This is a genomic window from Staphylococcus sp. 11511212 (assembly GCF_011394755.1).
Taxonomy (GTDB): Bacteria; Bacillota; Bacilli; order Staphylococcales; family Staphylococcaceae; genus Staphylococcus; species Staphylococcus chromogenes.
This window is the reverse complement of record NZ_JAANBQ010000003.1, coordinates 687,340-701,371: the sequence shown is the minus strand read 5'-3', so window position 1 is coordinate 701,371 and position 14,032 is coordinate 687,340. Positions and strand designations below refer to the sequence as shown.

Genomic DNA, 14,032 nt, shown 5'->3' with positions numbered 1-14,032 from the left:
AGGTTACAAAGTACAATAAGGAGTGAAATTATGGCTTATGAAGCGTACCAACAGGTGACAAGACCTGTCAGTCGCATTGCTGAAAAAATTCTGGGTTGGTTAAGTTGGGCGTTATTACTTCTAACGACAATCATTGCCATGTTTTTTGGATTGGTATTATTTAGCAATGAAAATTCAATACAAAATATCGAAAATGGTATTGCAAATAACCAAACAATACAAACATTTTTAGCAAATAACAACTTAACCGCGACACAATTTGTCATCTCAATGCAAAATGGCGTTTGGGCATTTATTGTCTATTTAATAGTATGTCTATTGATTTCATTCCTTGCATTGATTTCAATGAAACACCGTATTGTGTCAGGACTACTTTTTTTACTTGTTGCGATTTTAACGGTACCTTTGTTTTTTATTTTAGTACCTCTATTTTTTATCATCGTTGCGATAATGATGTTTGCACGTAAAGACAAAGTGATTCCGGCTGCACGTTATTATGATGTTCCGTATGAAGAAAATTATCGTGACAAAGAGTTTGGTCATGAACGTATGAATAACGAGGAAAAGGTATATGCACAACCCACATCTTCAATTGCAGATGAACGCCGAGATAACAGCGATAGAACAATAACATCTCAAAATCATGCAACGTCAAATGAAGACAATGACACGCATTCAGAACGCCCAGTACTTTCACGTACAGCAAAATACCATCACAAAACAACTAAAGCATCGGAAGCTCCTCAAGAAGAAAGTTTCAGTGAACCAGAAGAGCCTGAAATTTCATATCAAACACGTTCTGAATCCCGTCACCAAGAATCAACGCATACTTTTGATTCTAGAACCAATGGGGTAGGCAATACTGATGAAATGGACGATTTTCAAAATGACGACAAAGCAGCGTTAAAACAACAACGTAAAGAAGAACGTGCACAAATCAAAGCAGAGAAAAAAGAGGCACGCAAAGCGCGTAAAGCACATGAAAAAGAGCAACGAAAATTACGTCCGAGTGCTTCCTCTCAACGTCGTCAAAATTATGATTATCGTAAACAAGTACAACACGAACGTACGCATGAAGACGAAAATAGGAATCAATAAATATTTACAAAAAAGCAGTAATGTCATTTATAAATGAACATTGCTGCTTTTTTGGTAAAGTCATTCAAATAAGCGTTTAAAGCAAGTCATTAACTGGACTGATTCAATACATCGCTTTAATTTAATAGCTATATTATAACTTATAAATAATAGATTACTCTTTGAATTTTGCAAACTTTTATAATTTGTGCGTTTATACTTGTGAGATAGGGTAATAAAAGCAGTAAGGAGGTATTGAATTATGGCAGATAAATATACTTATGAAACATCTCATGCGCAAAATATGAATAATGATCGCGCGCATTATGGTAATCATCAGAATTACAAACCGTTTAAACGTACAGTTGAGAAAGTTTTAACATGGATTGGTATCGTCCTCCATGCATTATGGGCGTTATTAATCATTGGTTTCGGTTCTCAACTTCCAAAGTTATTACAAAACAAAGAAATTCAACAGCAATTACAACAACAAGGTCAAGATCCTTCACAATTGACTGAGCAAAGTCAAAATATTATCCCGATGTTATTTACTGTGGGGATTCCGTTAATTCTTGCACTCATAGCAGCGTTTTTATTTAAAAAACGTATCTTAGCAGGTATTTTATTAATTGTTGCAGCATTACTTGCTTTATTCTTAAGCGCTAGTTTAATTGTTGCGATTTTATGGTTAATTGCAGGTATTATGTTACTTGTACGTAAACCAAAAAATCATCACACAGATGCGCGTTATGCGCAAGAACCTCGTCGTAATCATGATGAAGAGCGCTACCGTCACACGAATGAAGATCATCATCGAGTAGACCATGACGTTCAAAGAGACGGACGTCACACTAACGATGTAGATCATAATCGTGGCTATCATGATGTAACGCGTACAAATCATACAAATGAACATCATGACACGCATCGTCAAAATAATGGTGTACGCGAAAATGATCATGATTTCCGTGATGAGCGTCAAAATCTACGCAATGAGCCACGTGACTTAAAAGATAAAGGATCAGAGGCTAAAGAGCGTTTCAATGATTTTAAAGACGATCGTCGTTAATAATTTGATATTTCATTGTTAAATTTGAGACAAACTTTCCTAACCTTTGGAAAGTTTGTCTTTTTTGGTTAGGTATAGATAGAATGTATTACAAAATAAAGAGGCATTATTAAAAGTAAACAACTGGAGTGTGGAAGCGTACGATGAAAAAGTCATCACTGTTAGTCAGGAGACCATTTATAAAGAAAAAAACGCTCTGTTCAGTCCAACTTTGATAAAAGGTTCGTTAAGACTAAATAGCGTTTTTTTAAGTAGTTAAGTTCACCATGGAAAAGAAGTTTTCCAATTTTATTTGTAAAATTTTAATAAGTGTTCAAAAGTTTCTTCTAAAAAGGCGATGAAAGCTTTATCTGTTTTTAATTCTTTAGCATTTGGTTTTAATGCTCGGGCGATGAAAAATTCACCCTTTTTAACGCTTTGCGCACGTTGAATCCCTTTTAATACATCTTCTTGTGATAAGTGGCTAATTTTCGACTTGTCAGGTTGCGTGTGATCTAATGAGATTTGAAAGTCTTCAGGTAAGTGCATTAAAGTGTCTAGCTTGTCTTCGAAAATTTTAACGTCTTCTGCTTTATTTTTATCTTCATGCATAACGCCATACATGACAAATAAGTGATCTTCAAAAAGACCGATTTGAAAATGCGGTTGCATTTTGTACCCCCGTTGATTTGTTGCAAAAGCGACCCAAGTATCTTTCGGAGGATTGACCGTGCGACGTGCATGTTTTGCAACATGAGCATAAAACGTTTCACCTGTCATTGTTTTTAAATACTCCGTAAAATAATCGCTAAGTTGATAAAATTGTGGACGGATATGTTCATCTAAAGCCGTCATACGCGCCTCTAATCCTTCTACTTGAAATACTTTGAAGTCTTTGGGACTGAACGTATATTTTGTCATTATTGTTCCTCCTAAGTTGCAGTTTTTTTAGATTATTTATAGCATAACTTAGTTTCTAAAACATTCATAATATAATGATTTATTGTATAATGTAAGACAACTAGGAGTGATGCTGATGCATTTATATGATTTCGCTAAAAATTTAGTTTTAGAAGCTGGAAATAATATTCGTAAATGGATGAATGAAGATCTTGAAATAGAGGCTAAATCAAATCCCAACGATTTAGTGACCAATGTAGATAAATCTGTAGAAACATTTATTGTTAATCAAATTCAAGCACAATATCCTCATCATAAAATTATTGGAGAAGAAGGTCATGGTCACGACATTGATTCGACGGAAGGCGTAGTTTGGGTGATTGATCCTATTGATGGGACATTAAATTTTATCCATCAGAAACAAAATTTTGCTATTTCAATTGGAATATTCAAAGATGGACAAGCGTATGCAGGTTTTGTTTATGATGTAATGAGAGATATTTTATATCATGCAAAAGCAAATAAAGGCGCTTATAAAAACGAAACATCTCTCCCATCATTACAATCCACCGCTTTGAAAGAAAGTATTGTAGGTTTAAATCCTAATTGGTTAACTAAGCCTCAAATGGGCGCCATATTACAACCTATTATACAAGATTCAAGAACAGCGAGAGCTTATGGTTCTGCCGCTTTAGAGATTGTGTATGTGGCGACTGGTTTACTTTCTGCTTACATTACACCGCGTTTACATCCATGGGATTATGCAGGTGGATTAATTATTTTACAAGAAGTTGGAGGAAAAGGGACGAGCTTTTTAGGAGAGGCTTTATCTATTACGACACACAGTACAGTGTTAATCGGGAACCCAGCGATTCATGAAGAAATATTGACCCATTATTTACAACCGCAACAAGATGTTTTAAGAGAACTCCAACAACGATTCAAATAAAAAGTGGAAGTCTCGCTTGTTACTATATGGGGCTTCAAAATTCTGATATTTTCATGTTATGAAAGCTAGTGTGTGATAAATAATGAATGATATTTTCAATGTATTCAAGTTGACGAGGTGGGCAGTCAGCTAAATAAAACGGGTTGAGTGCCGAACTCAACCCGTTTTATGTTTATAAAATTGTTTTAATCCTAAAACCAATCATTTTCGCGGTATTTCTTTTTTAGTGAAAAGCCATAACCTAAAGTGGCCATTAATAAAAGGAAGGTAATACACATCCATAAAATATTCGTTGCAGCGATTGCAAAGCTAAACATTGTTAAAAAGAACACTGCAACAAGTGCAAGTATGAAAAAAATTAATTTAGACTTTTGCATCTTTATTCCACCTAACTGTGTCGTCATTTCATTTATATGATATAATAAACGAGTTGTAAAAGAAAGTGGTAATTTACTCAAGAAAGGAAATTAATGTATGACTAAATTTAGAGAAGATGTTCGTAATATTGCGATTATCGCTCACGTTGACCATGGTAAAACAACTTTGGTTGATGAATTATTAAAACAATCTGGTATTTTTCGTGAAAATGAACATGTGGCGGAACGCGCAATGGATTCTAATGATTTAGAAAGAGAACGTGGGATTACAATCTTAGCGAAAAACACTGCAGTTGATTATAAAGGTACAAGAATTAATATATTAGATACACCTGGACATGCCGATTTTGGTGGCGAAGTTGAACGTATCATGAAAATGGTAGATGGGGTTGTCCTTGTCGTAGATGCCTACGAAGGGACAATGCCTCAAACACGTTTCGTATTGAAAAAAGCTTTAGAGCAAAATTTAAAACCTGTCGTTGTAGTGAATAAAATCGACAAGCCTTCAGCACGTCCTGAAGGGGTCGTAGATGAAGTGTTAGACTTGTTTATCGAGTTAGATGCAAATGATGAACAATTAGAATTCCCAGTCGTTTATGCCTCAGCAATCAGTGGTACAGCGAGCCTTGATGCAGACAAACAAGATGAAAATATGCAATGCTTATATGAAACGATTATAGATTATGTTCCAGCACCGATTGATAATCGTGATGAACCCCTACAATTCCAGCCCGCATTATTAGACTATAATGATTATGTTGGCCGTATTGGTATTGGCCGTGTCTTCAGAGGAACGATGCGTGTGGGTGAAAGTGTATCACTTTTAAAACTAGATGGCAGTGTTAAAAATTTCCGAGTGACAAAAATATTTGGTTACTTTGGTTTGAAACGTGAGGAAATCCAAGAAGCCTATGCAGGTGATCTAATTGCAGTTTCAGGTATGGAAGATATCAACGTAGGTGAAACCATTACACCTCAAGATTATCAAGATAAACTTCCAGTCTTACGTATTGATGAACCGACATTAGAAATGACTTTTAGAGTAAATAATTCACCATTTGCCGGACGAGAAGGTCAATTTGTGACTGCACGTCAAATTCAAGAACGATTAGACAATCAATTAGAAACAGATGTGTCCTTAAAAGTCACACCTACAGATTCACCTGATGCTTGGACTGTAGCTGGACGTGGAGAATTACATTTGTCCATTCTGATTGAAAACATGCGTCGTGAAGGATTTGAATTACAAGTTTCTAAACCTCAAGTTATTTTAAAAGATATTGATGGCGAACTGCACGAACCTTTCGAACGTGTGCAAGCCGAAGTGCCGGAAGAATATGCAGGATCTGTGATAGAGTCATTGGGTCAACGTAAAGGCGAGATGGTTGATATGACGACAACAGATAATGGCCTAACACGATTAATTTTTAATGTACCTGCACGTGGGTTAATTGGTTATACAACTGAGTTTATGTCTATGACAAGAGGATATGGCATTATTAACCATACATTTGATGAATTCCGTCCACGTATCAAAGGACGTATTGGTGGACGCCGTAACGGTGTGCTCGTATCGATGGACCAAGGTAGTGCAAGTGAATATGCAATATTAGGTCTCGAAGATCGTGGGATTAACTTTATGGAGCCAGGAACAGAAGTTTACGAAGGTATGATTGTCGGCCAAAACAACCGTGAAAATGATTTAACGGTGAATATTACGAAAGTCAAACATCAAACTAACGTACGATCTGCTACTAAAGATCAAACAGAAACAATGAAAAAACCACGTATCCTTACATTAGAGGAAGCTTTAGAATTCATCAATGATGATGAGTTAGTCGAAGTAACACCTGAAAATGTACGTTTAAGAAAGAAAATTTTAAATAAGGGTCAGCGTGAAAAAGAAGCTAAACGTATGAAACAAATGATGGAAGAGAATGAATAATTTAATAGATTATGTTTAGATGAGAAATGAGCGGTGAGGATGACTATAAAAATAGTGGTTCTCACCGTTCTTATTATGTGAGCATGCATAAGACAATAACTCTTTAGGTTTCAATAAGTAAAGGGGTGGTGAATCTATACATCAAGTCGAGTTGATTTATCGGTTATTCTATTTGTATTACACTGGAGTTATATTAAAGGAGGTCTCAAAATGTCTCAACGCAATGATACATTATTTGAAAGTCTTACTTTTCCCAATGGTAAAAAGGTGAAAAATAAGTTTGTTTTAGCGCCTTTAACGCATACAATTTCTAATGAGGATGGTACAGCTTCAGATAGAGAGATTGAATTTGTCCGTTCTAGAACAAAAGATGTCGGAATGGCGATTACTGCAGCAAGTTACATTAACATAGAAGGAAAAGCGTTTCCTGGACATCCGTCAATTTCTAAAGAATCAGATTTAGAAGGACTTAAACGTCTTGCAGATACGATTAAACAAAATGGTGCAGTAGCGATTATGCAAATCCATCATGGGGGTGCACGTTCTTTACCTGAATATGTGCCAAATGGAGATGTTAAAGCGCCAAGTGAAGTGGAAGATTATGGTTATTGTAAACCCGAAAAACATGCTTCAAGAGCTATGACGCGTGAGGAAGTTGAACAATCTATCAAAGATTACGGCCACGCGACTGCCTTGGCCATTCAAGCAGGCTTTGATGGGATTGAAATTCATGGTGCGAACCATTACCTTATACATGAATTCGTTTCACCTTATTACAACCGTAGAAATGATGAGTGGCAAAACCCAATGGCGTATCCAAAGGCTGTTGTTGAGGAAGTGCTCGATGTGAAAACAGCATTGGCACCTAAAGACTTCATCGTAGGATATCGATTCTCCCCAGAGGAAGCGGAATCCCCTGGAATCACTATGGAGTTGACTAAAGAATTAATTCAAATGTTAACACAATATCCTTTAGATTATTTACATGCTTCATTAATGGATGTTCAATCCACTACAAGAGAAGGTAAGTATCAAGGAGAAAAAAGAATTACGCTCTTGAAAAAATGGGTGGATGGGCGTATGCCGTTAATAGGTATAGGTTCAGTTTATTCTGGAGAAACTGCACTTTCAGGTATTGAAGCAGGTGCTGATTTAATCGCTTTAGGAAGAGGCTTGTTATTAGATGCTCAGCTCGTCTCTAAAATAAAAGACAACCGCGAAAATGAAATTATTAATCAATTTGACGCTACTAGAGAAGATCACCATCAACTGCCTAAAGAGATTTGGGACTTATTTAATGATGGACTCTTCCCAGTTCCAAAAAAAGAGGCCTAATATACTAACGATTCAAATGACAAATGTTTTTTTTCATTTATATTTGAGACCTAGAGCACTTGCAAAAGGCTTCAAACAAATTTGAGAAATTTATTCGTAAATTTACGTCACCAAGTATATTTAATTGAAGCTAATCGAGTTATTTTAGTTTTATAAAAAATAGCCCTCAAAATTTATCCCAAGGTAAATTTTGAGGGCTATTTATTTGTGATAGACTTTCTTTATCCCAGTTCCCACTTTGGAACTATTTAATGAGATTCATGCTCTACTTTCACAGATGAGAAGATGTGAGGGGTTATGACGTTGTTTGGGTGTATCTAAACGACTCTTACATTCATCGCACATAAAGGTTTGAATAGGGTTGTTTTTCAAACGTTTAGCGATGACTGTATTCTCATCTAATAAAACTTCCGTGTCGCAAATGATACATTTTTCTTTTTGCATTTATAACACCTCGATATGCGTAACGTACTCGAAAGGATACTCTACTCCTGTTTCTTTTTGATATACAAAACTATCTACAGCGTCATTTTTGTATAATCTTTTACCTTCTTTTGAGAATTGAAAGAATAAATAAGGTAATAAATTGAAAGGAATATCAATATGGTTGTTTTCATTGGATAGACGTATGATAGATGCATGATCATGTGGTTCGGCATTTTTGAAGAAAGGTGTCATATTGATGGCAAATGAACCTTCTAATACCGCACGCTTTTTATATTCAATTTCAGAATTCAATGTTGGGGGATTCGTTTGCCCTTCTAAAATTGCGCGATTCCATTCACGGTTGTCTTCGAATTTAATAGGTTTTTCTCCATCAAAGACCCCTTGTTTTAAATCTTCAATACGAACTTTGCGGTCATCAAAAATCCAAGTTGAACTATCTAAAGTAATTGGAAATTTTACAGCCCCTTTAATTTGAATCATATTTATTGCACTCCCTCAAATAATCTATATTTATTTTATCACACTTAAGTAGGAGACGTATGAAATTCACTTGCTTTTTAAAAAAGGTTAAGATAAACTTTTAACATGAAGATAAAATTATGGGGGGACTCTGTCATGAGCAAGCAATCGAACATCAGTAATGCAGCATATGAACAATTACATGCAGATGCAGATAGAATTTTACAGCTCATTAAAGTACAAATAGATAACTTAACATTGCCACAATGTCCTTTATATGAGGAAGTTTTAGATACACAAATGTACGGCTTACAAAAAGAAGTTGATTTTGCAGTACAACTCGGCCTCGTCGATAAAGAAGACGGAAAAGCATTAATGTTACGTCTCGAAAAAGAGTTATCAAAATTACACGAAGCGTTTACAACAGTTTAGTTGCGATAAATTTTCCATCTTAGAATTTTATCGCAATGACGCTTTGTATCTGCGATGAATTGGATGATTATAACATATGAATAACATAAAACATTTACTTCGATATATTTTGAGATCCTCTAAATATATCGATTTTCCATTATTAATCACTTATCTTGCACTCTGTTTTATTGGTTTAACAATGGTATATAGCGCAAGTATGGTGGCTGCAACGAGAGGAACATTAACAGGTGGCGTCCCTGTGTCAGGTACATATTTTTATACGAGACAATTAATCTATGTCATTGTAGGTTTTCTCATCGTATTTTTTATCGCTTATTTATTAAACGTTAAAGTTTTAAAAAAGCCTAAGTTTCAAGTTGGAATGATGGGCATCATTTTGTTACTTCTTTTAGCAACGTTAGTCATAGGTTCTGAAATTAACGGTTCCCGAAGTTGGATTAGATTAGGATTTATGAACCTCCAAGTTTCAGAGCTTTTAAAAATAGCGATTATTTTATATGTGCCGTATATCATTGAGCGCAAAAGACCGCAAATTCAAAGAGATCCTACAACAATTTTATGGCCCATTTTATTCGTCGGTTTTATGATTGGTCTTGTACTGCTTCAAAAAGACGTCGGGCAAACGCTTTTAATTTCAGCGATTTTCTTTTCAATCATTCTTTATTCTGGAATTGGGGTTAAGAATTTTTTGAGAATTGGCTTTTTTAGTTTGTTAGGTCTCTTCGTTGTCATTATCATTATTGTTGTGTTTAGAATTAATATTTTGCCTACATATCTAACAGCACGATTTAGTGCGTTAGAAAATCCATTTAATTTTGAAGATGGTATCGGCTATCATTTAGCCAATTCCCTTTTAGCAATTGGGAATGGAGGGCTTTTTGGTAGAGGATTAGGGAATAGTATTATGAAACTCGGCTATTTACCTGAACCCCATACCGACTTTATATTTGCGATTATAGCTGAAGAATTGGGATTATTGGGTGTGCTCATCGTGCTCGGTTTATTATTTTTTATTGTCTATCGTGCATTTGAACTTGCCTCACGTACATCATCTTATTTTTACAAATTGGTGTGTGTAGGCATCGCGAGCTACATCGGTTTCCAAACCTTTGTCAATTTAGGTGGTATTTCTGGATTAATTCCATTAACGGGGGTGCCATTACCTTTTATTAGTTTTGGTGGATCTTCCATGCTTAGTCTGAGTGTCGCGATGGGCCTTTTATTGATTGTTTCTAAACAAATTAGATACGAACAAGCCCGACAACGTTATTTGAGAAAAAAGCAATCTATGTAGACTTTCACGAGAGCTTTGAATCTAAATGAGTAATAGGATTCAATGTTCTCGTTTTTATTTTGACATTTAAAATCTAAATGATTAAAATAATCATTGTAATAACTATTTTCTATTGATAATGATAACTAAAACTTATAAATAATTGAATGCGTCATTTTGTAATTGAATGATAAAAAAGAAGCTAATATTTTATTTTGCAATTGTCATTTGATATAATTGGACGTATATTTTTAGAATTTTCGAACTTTTTAGGAGGTTGGCTATATGAAACGCATTCGTAAGTTATTAGTCTCAAACCGCGGAGAAATTGCCATACGTATCTTTAGAGCAGCAACAGAATTAAACATTCAAACGGTTGCGATTTATTCTAAAGAAGACATGGGCTCATTACATAGATATAAAGCAGATGAATCTTATCTCGTAGGTGAAGAATTAGGACCAGCTGAAAGTTATTTAAATATTGAACGTATCATTAAAGTTGCTAAAGAGGCAGATGTTGATGCGATTCATCCAGGTTATGGTTTTTTAAGTGAAAATATGCAATTTGCGAAACGTTGTGCTGAAGAAGGGATTATCTTTATAGGGCCTCATTTAGAACATCTCGATATGTTTGGAGATAAAGTTAAAGCACGTGCGACTGCGATTAAAGCAGATTTACCAGTCATTCCAGGTACGGATGGTCCTGTTGAAGGATTTGAAGCTGCACAAGCTTTTGCGGAGGAAGCAGGATATCCATTAATGATTAAAGCCACGAGCGGGGGTGGCGGTAAAGGAATGCGTATCGTTCGCGAAGCTTCAGAACTGGAAGAGGCCTTTACTCGCGCAAAATCTGAAGCTGAAAAATCATTTGGCAATAGCGAAGTTTACATTGAAAAATTCATAGATAACCCTAAACATATAGAAGTTCAAATTATTGGAGATGAAGAAGGGAACATTATCCATCTTTATGAAAGAGATTGTTCCGTTCAAAGACGTCATCAAAAAGTAGTAGAAGTGGCCCCTTCAGTATCCTTATCTGATGAACTTAGAGAGCGCATTTGTGCAGCAGCAGTAGATTTAATGAAAAAAATCAACTATGTCAATGCAGGGACAGTTGAATTTTTAGTTTCAGGCGATGCGTTTTACTTCATTGAAGTTAATCCTCGTGTCCAAGTTGAACATACGATTACTGAGATGATTACAGGTGTAGATATTGTTAAAACTCAAATTCTCATTGCTGAAGGCGAATCACTCCATGAAGAAGCCATCAGTATGCCAGCGCAAAATGAAATTAAGACACTCGGTTATGCGATTCAATGCCGAATTACAACTGAAGATCCAACACAAGACTTTATGCCAGATACAGGGCGAATTGTCGCTTATCGTTCAAGTGGTGGATTTGGGGTTCGTTTAGATGCGGGAGATGCTTTCCAAGGTGCTGAAATTTCACCTTATTATGACTCGCTACTTGTAAAAGTCTCTACTCATGCGATCAGCTATAAAGAAGCTCGAGAAAAAATGGAACGTTCATTACAAGAAATGCGTATTAGAGGTGTAAAAACAAATATTCCATTTTTACGCAATGTCATTAATCACCAAAAATTTGCTTCTGGAGATTATACAACTAAATTTCTTGAAAATGCTCCTGAACTATTTAAGATTAAACCATCGCGAGATAGAGGAACTAAAACTTTAGAATACATTGGAAATGTTACGATCAATGGATTCCCTAATGTCAAAAAAAGACCAAAGCCGACATTCGAACCTGCAGAAATCGCAAAAGTGAGTGCAAAAGAGGTAGCAGACCTTAGAGGCACCAAGCAATTACTAGATGAAAAAGGTCCACAAGCTGTCGCAAACTGGGTAAAAGAACAGAAAGATGTATTGATTACAGATACGACATTCCGTGATGCCCATCAGTCCCTATTAGCCACACGCGTAAGATCGCATGACTTACTTAAAATTGCACCTGCAACTGCGAAAGTCATGCAAGATAACTTCTCATTAGAATTATGGGGAGGCGCGACATTTGATGTTGCTTTTAACTTTTTAAAGGAAAATCCTTGGCAAAGATTACATGATTTACGTGAAGCGATTCCGAACGTTCTCTTTCAAATGTTGCTAAGAGCGTCTAACGCAGTCGGATATAAAAACTATCCGGACAATGTCATTCAAAAATTTGTGAAACAAAGTGCTGAAGCAGGCGTAGATGTTTTCCGTATTTTTGATTCGTTAAACTGGGTAGAGCAAATGAAAGTCGCCAATGAAGCGGTTCAAGAAGCCGGAAAGATTTCAGAAGGTACGATTTGTTACACGGGTGATATCTTAAATCCGGAACGCTCTAACATTTATACGCTTGATTACTACGTAAAATTAGCGAAGACACTGGAACGAGAAGGATTCCATATGTTAGCTATTAAAGATATGGCGGGATTATTGAAACCTCGCGCAGCCTATGAGTTAATAGGTGAGCTAAAAGCAGCTGTTGATTTACCGATCCACCTACACACGCATGATACGAGTGGTAACGGCATCATTATTTATAAACAAGCGATAGATGCAGGCGTGGATATTGTAGATACTGCTGTGGCGGCGATGTCTGGTTTGACAAGTCAACCAAGTAGTAACTCTCTTTATTACACTTTAGATGGATTCGAAAGAGATTTGCGTATGGATATTGATGGTCATGAAACACTTTCACAATATTGGGATGCGACACGTGCTTACTATAGTGATTTTGAAAGTGATATGAAATCACCGCATACAGAAATATACCAACACGAAATGCCGGGTGGACAATATTCAAACTTGCGTCAACAAGCGAAAAGTTTAGGACTAGGTGAGCGTTTTGGTGAAGTTAAGAAAATGTATCGTCGCGTGAACTTCTTATTTGGTGATATTGTAAAAGTAACACCATCCTCAAAAGTTGTAGGAGATATGGCATTATATATGGTGCAAAACGATTTGGATGAACAAGCAGTCATTCGTGATGGACATAAACTTGATTTTCCAGAATCCGTTGTTTCTTTCTTTAAAGGTGAAATCGGACAACCGGTCAACGGTTTCAATAAAGAGTTACAACAAGCGGTATTAAAAGGTCAAAAATCACTCACGAAACGTCCTGGTGAATATCTTGAACCTGTCGACTTTGAGGCACTAAGAGAAGAATTGCAACAAAAACAACAAGATAAAGTCACTGATGAAGATTTAATTAGCTATGCGTTATATCCAAAAGTATATGAACAATATGTTCAAACTTATGAAAAGTTTGGAGATGTTTCAATTTTAGATACGCCAACATTTTTCTTTGGTATGCGTGATAATGAAACGGTTGAAATCGAAATCGATAAAGGTAAAATTTTAATCATTACACTTAAAACGATAACGAAACCTGATGAAAATGGCATGTGTACCATCTTCTTTGATATGAATGGTCAAGCGCGACGTGTTCAAATTAAAGACGAGAACGTACAAGCTTCACATTTAGCAAAACCAAAAGCAGATAAGTCTAACCCAACACATATTGGTGCGCAAATGCCAGGTACCGTTTTGCAAGTGAATGTCAGTGAAGGTGATGCAGTAGAAGCTAACCAGTCACTCATTATTACTGAAGCAATGAAAATGGAAACGACAATACAAGCGCCTTTTAAAGGAACCGTTAAGAAAGTACATGTTTCACCTAATGAGGGAATTGAAACAGGGGACTTATTAATCGAAATTGAACAAGTTGAATAACTAAAATAAGGGCGAGGACTCAGGTCCCCGCCCTTATTGCGTATGAGATATA

The 14,032-nt window shown here is 35.9% G+C and carries 12 protein-coding genes; 8 read left to right on the top strand and 4 right to left on the bottom strand.

Annotated elements, in window-relative coordinates:
* The first annotated feature begins 30 nt into the window (after window positions 1–30).
* Both auxB and G8Y84_RS04790 read left to right on the top strand, forming a co-directional pair.
* On the top strand, window positions 31–1,098 hold the full coding sequence (gene auxB / locus G8Y84_RS04795; protein WP_103159432.1) for a lipoteichoic acid stability factor AuxB: 1,068 nt from the start codon (window positions 31–33) through the stop codon (window positions 1,096–1,098).
* A 241-nt stretch (window positions 1,099–1,339) separates the two neighbouring features.
* Complete coding sequence (locus G8Y84_RS04790) at window positions 1,340–2,146, top strand: DUF4064 domain-containing protein (protein ID WP_037571746.1); 807 nt, start codon at window positions 1,340–1,342, stop codon at window positions 2,144–2,146.
* Between the two features lie 288 nt (window positions 2,147–2,434).
* Here G8Y84_RS04790 and G8Y84_RS04785 read toward each other — a convergent pair whose 3' ends face one another.
* Window positions 2,435–3,046: a YktB family protein gene (locus G8Y84_RS04785; protein WP_037571745.1), complete on the bottom strand. Its 612-nt coding sequence runs from the start codon at window positions 3,044–3,046 to the stop codon at window positions 2,435–2,437.
* Window positions 3,047–3,161: 115 nt separating this feature from the next.
* Here G8Y84_RS04785 and G8Y84_RS04780 point away from each other — a divergent pair, with 115 nt between their 5' ends.
* A complete protein-coding gene (locus G8Y84_RS04780) occupies window positions 3,162–3,974 on the top strand; it encodes an inositol monophosphatase family protein (protein ID WP_165806152.1) in 813 nt (270 codons plus the stop codon).
* A gap of 191 nt (window positions 3,975–4,165) precedes the next feature.
* Here G8Y84_RS04780 and G8Y84_RS04775 read toward each other — a convergent pair whose 3' ends face one another.
* On the bottom strand, window positions 4,166–4,357 hold the full coding sequence (locus tag G8Y84_RS04775; protein ID WP_229717287.1) for a DUF5325 family protein: 192 nt from the start codon (window positions 4,355–4,357) through the stop codon (window positions 4,166–4,168).
* Window positions 4,358–4,448: 91 nt separating this feature from the next.
* Here G8Y84_RS04775 and typA point away from each other — a divergent pair, with 91 nt between their 5' ends.
* Both typA and G8Y84_RS04765 read left to right on the top strand, forming a co-directional pair.
* Window positions 4,449–6,296 carry a translational GTPase TypA gene (gene typA, locus G8Y84_RS04770; protein ID WP_037571740.1) on the top strand — a complete coding sequence of 616 codons (1,848 nt, stop codon included), beginning with the start codon at window positions 4,449–4,451 and terminating at the stop codon, window positions 6,294–6,296.
* Between the two features lie 210 nt (window positions 6,297–6,506).
* A complete protein-coding gene (locus G8Y84_RS04765) occupies window positions 6,507–7,631 on the top strand; it encodes an NADH-dependent flavin oxidoreductase (protein ID WP_037571737.1) in 1,125 nt (374 codons plus the stop codon).
* 258 nt (window positions 7,632–7,889) lie between these two features.
* On the opposite strand, the gene G8Y84_RS04760 is transcribed toward G8Y84_RS04765, so the two are convergent.
* Window positions 7,890–8,075 (bottom strand): DUF2197 domain-containing protein, encoded by a 186-nt coding sequence (locus G8Y84_RS04760; RefSeq protein WP_037571734.1) that lies wholly within the window; start codon window positions 8,073–8,075, stop codon window positions 7,890–7,892.
* Window positions 8,076–8,558, bottom strand: a complete 483-nt coding sequence (locus tag G8Y84_RS04755; protein ID WP_037571730.1) for a hypothetical protein — start codon at window positions 8,556–8,558, stop codon at window positions 8,076–8,078.
* A gap of 135 nt (window positions 8,559–8,693) precedes the next feature.
* Between G8Y84_RS04755 and G8Y84_RS04750 the strand changes: the two genes are divergently transcribed.
* From G8Y84_RS04750 to G8Y84_RS04740, 3 genes are all read left to right on the top strand, one after another.
* A complete protein-coding gene (locus G8Y84_RS04750; RefSeq protein WP_037571726.1) occupies window positions 8,694–8,969 on the top strand; it encodes an Fpa/YlaN family protein in 276 nt (91 codons plus the stop codon).
* A gap of 76 nt (window positions 8,970–9,045) precedes the next feature.
* Window positions 9,046–10,266, top strand: a complete 1,221-nt coding sequence (gene ftsW, locus G8Y84_RS04745; protein WP_037571723.1) for a cell division peptidoglycan polymerase FtsW — start codon at window positions 9,046–9,048, stop codon at window positions 10,264–10,266.
* A gap of 264 nt (window positions 10,267–10,530) precedes the next feature.
* Complete coding sequence (locus G8Y84_RS04740; RefSeq protein WP_165806151.1) at window positions 10,531–13,980, top strand: pyruvate carboxylase; 3,450 nt, start codon at window positions 10,531–10,533, stop codon at window positions 13,978–13,980.
* Window positions 13,981–14,032 lie beyond the last annotated feature (52 nt).

Bases quoted from the DNA above. Each gene is read 5' to 3' on its own strand.
- auxB (WP_103159432.1), top strand. From the start codon at position 31: ATGGCTTATGAAGCGTACCAACAGGTGACAAGACCTGTCAGTCGCATT.
- G8Y84_RS04790 (WP_037571746.1), top strand. From the start codon at position 1,340: ATGGCAGATAAATATACTTATGAAACATCTCATGCGCAAAATATGAAT.
- G8Y84_RS04785 (WP_037571745.1), bottom strand. From the start codon at position 3,046: ATGACAAAATATACGTTCAGTCCCAAAGACTTCAAAGTATTTCAAGTA.
- G8Y84_RS04780 (WP_165806152.1), top strand. From the start codon at position 3,162: ATGCATTTATATGATTTCGCTAAAAATTTAGTTTTAGAAGCTGGAAAT.
- typA (WP_037571740.1), top strand. From the start codon at position 4,449: ATGACTAAATTTAGAGAAGATGTTCGTAATATTGCGATTATCGCTCAC.
- G8Y84_RS04765 (WP_037571737.1), top strand. From the start codon at position 6,507: ATGTCTCAACGCAATGATACATTATTTGAAAGTCTTACTTTTCCCAAT.
- G8Y84_RS04760 (WP_037571734.1), bottom strand. From the start codon at position 8,075: ATGCAAAAAGAAAAATGTATCATTTGCGACACGGAAGTTTTATTAGAT.
- G8Y84_RS04755 (WP_037571730.1), bottom strand. From the start codon at position 8,558: ATGATTCAAATTAAAGGGGCTGTAAAATTTCCAATTACTTTAGATAGT.
- G8Y84_RS04750 (WP_037571726.1), top strand. From the start codon at position 8,694: ATGAGCAAGCAATCGAACATCAGTAATGCAGCATATGAACAATTACAT.
- ftsW (WP_037571723.1), top strand. From the start codon at position 9,046: ATGAATAACATAAAACATTTACTTCGATATATTTTGAGATCCTCTAAA.
- G8Y84_RS04740 (WP_165806151.1), top strand. From the start codon at position 10,531: ATGAAACGCATTCGTAAGTTATTAGTCTCAAACCGCGGAGAAATTGCC.